Origin of the sequence: Nocardiopsis codii (assembly GCF_036327455.1) — a bacterium.
In the GTDB taxonomy this organism is placed as follows: domain Bacteria; phylum Actinomycetota; class Actinomycetes; order Streptosporangiales; family Streptosporangiaceae; genus Nocardiopsis; species Nocardiopsis codii.
This window is the reverse complement of the sequence record NZ_JAUZMY010000067.1, coordinates 1-7,838: the sequence shown is the minus strand read 5'-3', so window position 1 is coordinate 7,838 and position 7,838 is coordinate 1. Positions and strand designations below refer to the sequence as shown.

The window sequence follows — 7,838 nt, the reverse complement described above, 5'->3', positions numbered from 1 at the left end:
CGGCCCTGACCAGGTGGGCCGCGACGAGCGGACGCGTCAGGGTCGGGGAACCCGAGCGGGCGCCGGAGTGGGCGGCACGCGGCGTGTACGCGGCGGTGGCCTCATGGACGTGACCCCCGACGCGGGCGCCGCCACCGCCACGGCCGCGGGCGCTCTCCCGGCGCCGCACACGGCGGGAGGCCGGGGCCCGCGCGCAGGCACGGACGCCGACCCGCTCCGGGTCCCGTCGCCTGAGGGGGCCACGCCGGCGGAACCGCGCACCCTGCGCGTCGGCGGGGGCGTCCTCCACGTCGGCATGAGCGGCGCCCTCGCCTTCGTCGGGCCGTGGACGCCCGACGCGTCCACAGGCTGTGCACGGTGCGCCGGGCTCTGGCGCCTGGACGTCGAGGGGGACACCGCCCCCGACCGGGGCGAACCCGCGGCCTTCCCCCTGTGGGCGAACGCCTTCGCCCTCCTCGCCGACGCCGCGGCGCACGACCCCGCCGACCTGCGCCTCGCCCTCACCGCCCTGGACTGCCGCACCGGGGAGGTCACCAGGCACAGCTTCGTCCCGCACCCGGACTGCGCCCACTGCTTCCCCGACGGCGTCGGGCTGGACGGGTCGGTCGCCTCGGGCGTTCCGCGTGCTCCGGGTGAACCCGACCTCGTCACCCCGTCCCCGCTCGTCGGGGAAGCGCTGCGCACCCGCCGCATGGACCGGGACGCCCTGCGGGCGCGCCTCCTCGACTTCCGGTTCGGTCCGGCCGCCCACGTCTACCGGGACGAGGAGTCGCCCCTCGCCCTCATGACCTGCGAGGCCGTGGCCCCCGGGCACACGCGGCGCGAGGGCGGCTACGGGCGCTCCACGCGGTTCTCCGACAGCGAGATCCCCGCCTTCCTCGAAGGGGTGGAGCGCGTCACGGGCGGCCACAGGCACAACGGCGCGCCCACCGTCGTCGGCTGCCACGCCGACCTCGCCGACGACGCCGTCGACCCCGCACGCCTCGGCCTGCACGAACCGGAGTGGTACGGGCACCCCGCGTTCGACCTGGTCCCCTACGCCCCCGACGTCCGCACGTCGTGGGTGTGGGGATGGTCCACCCTGGAGCGCCGCCGGGTCCTGGTGCCCGAGCACGTCGCGTACTGGCACGCGGGCACCGAGGACACCCGTTTCCTGTACGAGTCGTCCAACGGCTGCGCGGTCGGCGGCACCCTGGAGGAGGCCGTCCTCTACGGCCTGTGCGAGGTCGTGGAGCGCGACGCGTTCCTCCTCGCGTGGTACTCGCGCACCCGGTTGCGCGAGATCGACGCGGGCGCCGGCGCCGATCCCCGCCTCGCCCACCTGACGGACCTCCTGGACGAGCGCGGGCTGCGCCTGCGCGTACTCGACCTCACCTCCGACCTGGGCGTCCCGACCGCACTGGCGATGGTCACCGCGCGCGAGGAGGCGGTCCGCTCCGGGCTGGCCCCCGCGCTGAGCCTGGCCACCGGAACCCACCCGGACCCGGGCCGCGCGATCATGGCCGCGGTCGAGGAGACGGCCACCAACGCGCTGATGTACCCGAAGTGGGTGCGGATGCGGGAGTCGGTGGGAGTGGAGCGCTGCCGCCCCATGCTGGACGACTTCACCCTGGTCAGGACCCTGGACGACCACACCGGCATGCACGGCCTGTGGGAGGCGCGCCCCCACTGGGAGTTCCTGGACTCCCCGACCGGAACCGTGTCGGCGGAGGAGTTCGCGGACGGGCGGCCGTCCTCCTTCGCGGGGGCCGACCTCACCGCCGTGCTGCGCGAACGGCTCGACGCCGTGCACGCTCTCGGGCTCGACGTCATCGTGGTGGACCAGAGCAGCGCGCCGTACGCGGACGCCGCGGGGGTGCGCTCGGTGAAGGTCATCGTCCCCGGCGCGCTGCCGATGACCTTCGGCCACACCCACCGCCGGACGCGCTCGCTGGACCGGCTGACCCGCGCGTCCGCCCTGTTCGACGGAGGAGTCCCATGGGAACGACACGGCCAGGTCCACCCGGTACCGCACCCGTTCCCGTGACCGGCGGACCGGACGGGGACGCCCCGGCAGCGCACGTGCGACAGGGCGGCCGGCCCGCCGCACCCACCGCTGTGCTGGCGGGGTTCCACGCCCAGTCGCACGAGAAGGACGTCTCCCAGGTCGAGACCCTGTTCTTCGGCCCGAGCCTCTCCAACGGCCTGGCCCGGCCCGTGCCGGGCCAGGAGCGCCCGCCCCTGCCCGCGCTGGGGCCGCTGCGCGACACGGGCGCCGCCGGACCCGCCCTCGGCGGACCCTGGACGCGCGCGCAGCGGCTGCTCGCCGCGTGTGTGGAGGCGGTGCGGGTGCGCCGGGTCTCGGCGGCCGACCGGTACCCGGTGCACCGCGCCTACCCGTCCCCGCGCGGGCTGTTCGGCGCGGACCTGTTCGTGGTGCACGCCGCGGACGACCCGGCGCCCTGGATCCTGCGCGTCGACCCGCAGTCGCACGCCCTCCAGCCCTGGGGCGGGTGCCGCGTCCCCGACGACCTGGAGGCCGCGCTGACGGGGGCCCGGTTGGTGGTCGCGGTGGACCACCGCCGGTACCCGCCGGAGTACGGACGGCTGCGCCCGTCGTTGGCGCTCCTGGAGGGCGGGCACCTGCTGGCGGCGCTCGGGCTGACACTGACCCGTGCCGGTCTGGCCCCCCGTACGCACCTCGGCCCCACCGACACCCCTCTTCCCTACGGTTTCTCGCCCTGCGGCGCCATCACCCTGGAACCGGCGGGCCGACCCGGGCCCCCTCCGACACCTCTCACCCCCTCCGGCCGGGACCGTGCACCCGCGTCGGACCGCCGGACCGTCGGCGCCTCCTCCACGCCCGGGATATCCGCCGAGGCGACGAGGCGGGTGGCCGAGACGGCGGCCGGGGGCGCGGCGTCCGGCACGGGCCTGCGCGGGTGGCTGGACGACCGGACGAGCGGCGTGTCCACCGCCAACCTGGTGACCAGCGCGTACGTGTCCCCCGAGGACGGCACTGGGGTGACCTCCCCGCTCGTCGCCGCACTCGCGGCCGCCCAGGAGGCCGTTCCCGTGCCCGGCTGCCTGCGGCTGTACCGGACGGTCCTGGTGGACGACCTGGTGAACGAGCGCGCGGCGTCCGAACTCACCCCGGACGGCGCCGAACTCCCCCCGCGCCCGGTTCCGCGCACCGGGGAGACCAACTTCGCGTCCTCCCTGGGCTACACGCTCACCGCGGACTTCGCGCCGTGGGCGCGTGCCCACGGCGACGGCGCCCAGAGCGTCCTGCACACGCTCCTGGGCTGGGTCGCCCAGTGGGGCTGCCTCGGCGCCGCCGCCACGGGGCTGTGCGCACGCCCGATGCGCAACTACCAGGAGGCGGACTGGGCGGCCGCGCTCGGGCTCGCCCCGGAGGAGACCCCCGCCTACCAGCTGTGGGTCCGCGCCGAACGCGGTGCGTTCATGGACACCCCCGTCGACGCCGCCCGCTGACGCCCCGCACACGACACCCCCGGCGCACCAGCACCAGCACCAGCACCAGCACGACCGGGCACCTCCGCCCGAGGCCCCGACCCCGGCCACCCGCAACGCCACGTCCCCGCCGCCCCCACGGAAGAGCCCCCTCATGACCCGTACCTGGTCCGCCGTGTACGTCCACCTGCACCGCAGCCGCGGGCACATCGACGCCTTCCTTCTCGACCACCTCGCACCCCGCGCGGAGGAGATGGTGGCGGAGGGGCACGCCAAGGCGTGGTTCTTCCTGCGGTACTGGGACGGCGGCCCCCACCTGCGGGTGCGCTTCCTCGACGCCGACCCCGACGCGGTCGCGAAGTTCTCCCTGCGGATGCGGGAGTCGGCCGCGGCGACCGCCTCCGACGCGGTCGCCCTGGACAGCGCCTCCTACTACGCGGACCTGCCGCGGGCCGACCCGCGCCGCTGGCACGGCGACGGAGACGTGGTCGGGGCCGTCTACGCACCGGAGACCGCGCGCTACGGCGGCCCCGGGGCCCTGGAGGTGTGCGAGGACTTCTTCTGCGTCAGCTCCGCCATCGCCGTCGCCGTTCTCCGCTCCGTCCCCCGGCCGGACCAGAGGCAGGTCGTGGCCGCCGACCTGACGTCGTTGGCCTTCGGCGTACTCGGCCTCTCCGACGTGGAGGCGGTCCGCCAGGCGCGCGGGTACTACGCCACCTGGGACTACTCCTCGGAGGTGGCGCGCCCCGACGACCGCGCCCGGGAGGAGGCCGAACACCTCTTCCACTCCGCGCCCTCGCGCTGGCGCCAACGCCGTTCCCAGGTGGAGCGGCTCGTCGCCGGGGAGGGCGCCTCCACCCACCACCTGTGGCACCGGGCGCTCGGCGAGACCGTGGCGGCGCTCCGCAGCCTGCACGCCGAGACCCCTCTCACCAACGACCTCACCCGTGTCGTGTGGTCCCTGCTGCACATGACCCACAACCGCCTCGGCCTCGACATCGACGACGAACGCCGGATCGCCTGGCTGCTGTCCCTGTCCTATCCGCGGTGGGAGCCGACCGGCGACTACTTCGACCCCGGCGTGGGCTCGCCCGACCGGGCCTACGCCGAGGCCAGCAAGTACCGGTCGGCGACCATCGCCGGTGAGCACCTGCCGCGCCCGGTACCGCCCGAGGAGGACCGGGCGCGCACCCGCTCGGGGACAGGCGGCCCGGTCCCGCTCCCCTTCGGGGGCGCCCCGGTCGTCGGCCTGCCCGGTCCCGAACCCCTGACGGCGCCGGTCGGGGACGTCCTCGCCCGCCGTTCGAGCTCGCACGGCGACTACGGATCGCACCTGGCGCTGTCCGACCTGGCGTCGCTGCTGGGACACGCCGCCGGGATCAGCGCACCGCGCGCGGGCGAACCGGGTCGGCACCGGCCGCCGCGCAACCACCCGAGCCCGGGCGGGGCGTACGCCACGGAGGTGTGGGTGGTCGCCCGGCACGTGGACGGGCTGGGGCGGGGCACGTACCGCTACCTGGCGGAGGACCACGCCCTGGTGCGCGCCGACCGGGAGCCGGCCGCGGACCGGCTGTCCGCGCTGTCGCCGTTCCTGCGCGAGTCCGCCGACGGCCGGCCCGGGGTCGTGGCGGACACGGTCGGGGCCCTGGTGGTGCTCGTCGGGGACGTCGGCCGGCTGCGCGCGGGCTACGGGCAGCGCGCCCTGCGCCTGCTCCTCCAGGAGGCGGGGCACATGGCGCAGAACCTGGCCCTGTCCGCGACGGCGCTGGGGCTGCGGAGCCTGGTGGTGTCGGGGTTTGCGGACGACGCCGTCAACGCGCTCCTGCACCTGGACGGGCTGGACCGTCTGGCGCTGACCCTGCTGCCGGTCGGCGCGGGCACCGTCCAGGAGGGGGCCGGGTAGCGGCGGGCCCGCGGGCACGGGGCGGGGAGGGGAGGGGCAGCCGGAGGGGGCCGGCGGGACACGCCGTGCCCCGGGTCCGGTGTCGGCGGCTCGCCGACGGGCCACCGGCAGTACGCGGCGCACAGCCGGGCGCGCGGACCCGCGCCCCGCGTGGGAGCGCCCACGCCCCCTTCCCTGCGCGGGCCTCCCAGCGGAAGTCCGGCCTTCGCCACTGATGCGTGTCTTCCGGGCCACAAGTCCCTCGCGCTACTGGCATATGGATCTACTCAGTAGTAACATTGACTTGTTACTAGTCGGTAGATCCGCGTGTACAGACACCGCGGCCAGGACACAGCGGAGCTGTCCATGACGCATTACAAGAGCAACCTGCGCGACATCGAGTTCAACCTCTTCGAGGTCTTCAAGCGCCAGGACGTACTGGGCGAGGGCCCCTTCGAGGAGCTCGACGAGGAGACCGCGCGCACGATCCTGGCCGAGGTCGACCGCCTCGCCACCGGCGTCATCGCCGAGTCGTTCGAGGACGCGGACCGCAACCCTCCGGTGTTCGACCCGAAGACGAACACCGTCGCCGTCCCCGAGAGCCTGAAGAAGTCCTACAAGGCCTACATGGACGCCGGCTGGTACAACCTCGACCTCCCCCAGGAGCTCGGCGGCCTCGGCGCCCCCCGCTCCCTGGTCTGGTCCGCCGCGGAGCTCGTCCTCGGCGCCAACCCCTCCGTTCACATGTACTCCGCCGGTCCCGGCTTCGCGAGCATCCTCTTCTCCGAGGGCAACGAGAAGCAGAAGGAGTTCGCCCGGCAGGCGATCGAGCACGGCTGGGGCGCCACCATGGTGCTGACCGAGCCGGACGCCGGATCGGACGTCGGCGCCGGACGCACCAAGGCCGTGGACCAGGGCGACGGCACCTGGCACATCGACGGCGTCAAGCGCTTCATCACCTCGGCCGAGCACGACATGTCCGAGAACATCTTCCACCTGGTGCTCGCGCGCCCCGAGGGCGCGGGCCCCGGCACCAAGGGCCTGTCCCTGTACCTGGTCCCCAAGTTCCTGGTCAACGAGGACGGCTCCCTCGGCGAGCGCAACGGCGCCTACGTGACCAACGTCGAGCACAAGATGGGCCTCAAGGCCTCCACCACGTGTGAGCTGACCTTCGGCGCCAAGCACCCCGCCATCGGCTACCTCGTCGGCGACAAGCACGACGGCATCCGCCAGATGTTCCTCGTCATCGAGTACGCGCGGATGATGGTCGGCACGAAGGCCATCGCCACCCTCTCCACCGGCTACCTGAACGCCCTGGAGTACGCCAAGGAGCGCGTGCAGGGCAACGACCTCGCCGGGGCGAAGGACTCCCCGAAGGTCACCATCACCCACCACCCGGACGTGCGCCGCAGCCTCATGACGCAGAAGTCCTACGTGGAGGCGATGCGCGCCCTCGTCCTGCTCACCGCCACGCAGCAGGACGAGATCCAGATCGCGCACTCCAAGGGCGAGGACCCCACGGAGCTGGAGGCCATGAACGACCTCCTCCTGCCGATCGTCAAGGGCGTGGGCTCCGAGCGCTCCTACGCGCTGCTCGCCGAGTCCCTCCAGACCCTGGGCGGCTCCGGATTCCTCCAGGAGTACCCGATCGAGCAGTACATCCGGGACGCCAAGATCGACACCCTCTACGAGGGCACCACGGCGATCCAGGCCCAGGACTTCTTCTTCCGCAAGATCGTGAAGAACGGCGGCCAGGCGCTGGGCTCGCTCTCGGGCGAGATCAGGGCCTTCGCCGAGAGCGAGGCGGGCAACGGCCGGCTCAAGGAGGAGCGCAAGCTGCTCCTGGAGGGCCTCGGCAACATCGAGAAGCTCGTCGAGCTCATGGTCGGCCACGCGATGGGCTCCGCCGAGAACCCGCGCGAGCTGTACAAGGTGGGCCTGAACTCCACCCGCCTGCTCATGTCGTTCGGTGACGTCGTCCTCTCCTGGCTGCTGCTGCGCCAGGCCGAGGTGGCCCTGAACAGCATCGACGGCGCCGACGCGGCGGACAAGGACTTCTACACCGGCAAGATCGCCGCCGCGCGCTTCTTCGCCGAGCAGTTCCTGCCGCGCATCGCCGCCGAGCTGCGTGTGGCCGAGGGCGTCGACCTCGACCTGATGGACGTTCCCGAGTCCGCCTTCTAGGACGTGTTCCGTGGATGCTTTCGGTTGACTCGGCGCTTGCGCCGATCGACGCGAGCGGCTTCCAGGCCATCTCTCGCAAGACGATTAGCGCAGGTCAGCCCGGGTTTGGCTGTCCGAGCGCAGTCGGCGCGGCGAGAGGCAGCCTGGAAGACGCGAGCCCGGAATGATCCGCGGAACGCGGCCTAGGTGTACTGACCTGAGAGGTTGGTGACGCGGGAGGCGGGAGGGCCGCCTATGGCGGTGTGGAACCGGTGGTGATTGTAGTGGTGCAGCCATTCGGTGAACGCCTCCCGCTTTTCGGCCTCGGACCGGTAGGGGC

General features: G+C 73.7%; 4 protein-coding genes and 1 pseudogene. 4 read left to right on the top strand and 1 reads right to left on the bottom strand.

Annotated features, from left to right (window positions below; all coding sequences use genetic code 11):
• The first annotated feature begins 103 nt into the window (after nucleotides 1-103).
• The 4 genes from Q8791_RS31580 to Q8791_RS31565 all read left to right on the top strand — a co-directional run bounded on the left by Q8791_RS31580 (nucleotide 104) and on the right by Q8791_RS31565 (nucleotide 7,519).
• Nucleotides 104-2,026, top strand: coding sequence for a TOMM precursor leader peptide-binding protein (locus Q8791_RS31580; protein ID WP_330095522.1), 1,923 nt, complete (start codon nucleotides 104-106; stop codon nucleotides 2,024-2,026).
• On the top strand, nucleotides 2,023-3,474 hold the full coding sequence (locus Q8791_RS31575; RefSeq protein WP_330095521.1) for a hypothetical protein: 1,452 nt from the start codon (nucleotides 2,023-2,025) through the stop codon (nucleotides 3,472-3,474). The genes Q8791_RS31580 and Q8791_RS31575 overlap by 4 nt, the downstream gene beginning before the upstream one ends.
• Nucleotides 3,475-3,607: 133 nt before the next feature.
• On the top strand, nucleotides 3,608-5,356 hold the full coding sequence (locus Q8791_RS31570; protein WP_330095520.1) for a thiopeptide-type bacteriocin biosynthesis protein: 1,749 nt from the start codon (nucleotides 3,608-3,610) through the stop codon (nucleotides 5,354-5,356).
• Between the two features lie 345 nt (nucleotides 5,357-5,701).
• A complete protein-coding gene (locus Q8791_RS31565) occupies nucleotides 5,702-7,519 on the top strand; it encodes an acyl-CoA dehydrogenase (protein ID WP_330095519.1) in 1,818 nt (605 codons plus the stop codon).
• 182 nt (nucleotides 7,520-7,701) lie between these two features.
• On the opposite strand, the pseudogene Q8791_RS31560 reads toward Q8791_RS31565, so the two are convergent.
• Nucleotides 7,702-7,838: pseudogene (locus Q8791_RS31560) on the bottom strand (IS481 family transposase); the annotation flags it as partial.

What these genes read in the sequence shown, in the direction of transcription:
- Q8791_RS31580 (WP_330095522.1), top strand. Translation starts at nt 104, where the DNA reads ATGGACGTGACCCCCGACGCGGGCGCCGCCACCGCCACGGCCGCGGGC.
- Q8791_RS31570 (WP_330095520.1), top strand. Translation starts at nt 3,608, where the DNA reads ATGACCCGTACCTGGTCCGCCGTGTACGTCCACCTGCACCGCAGCCGC.
- Q8791_RS31565 (WP_330095519.1), top strand. Translation starts at nt 5,702, where the DNA reads ATGACGCATTACAAGAGCAACCTGCGCGACATCGAGTTCAACCTCTTC.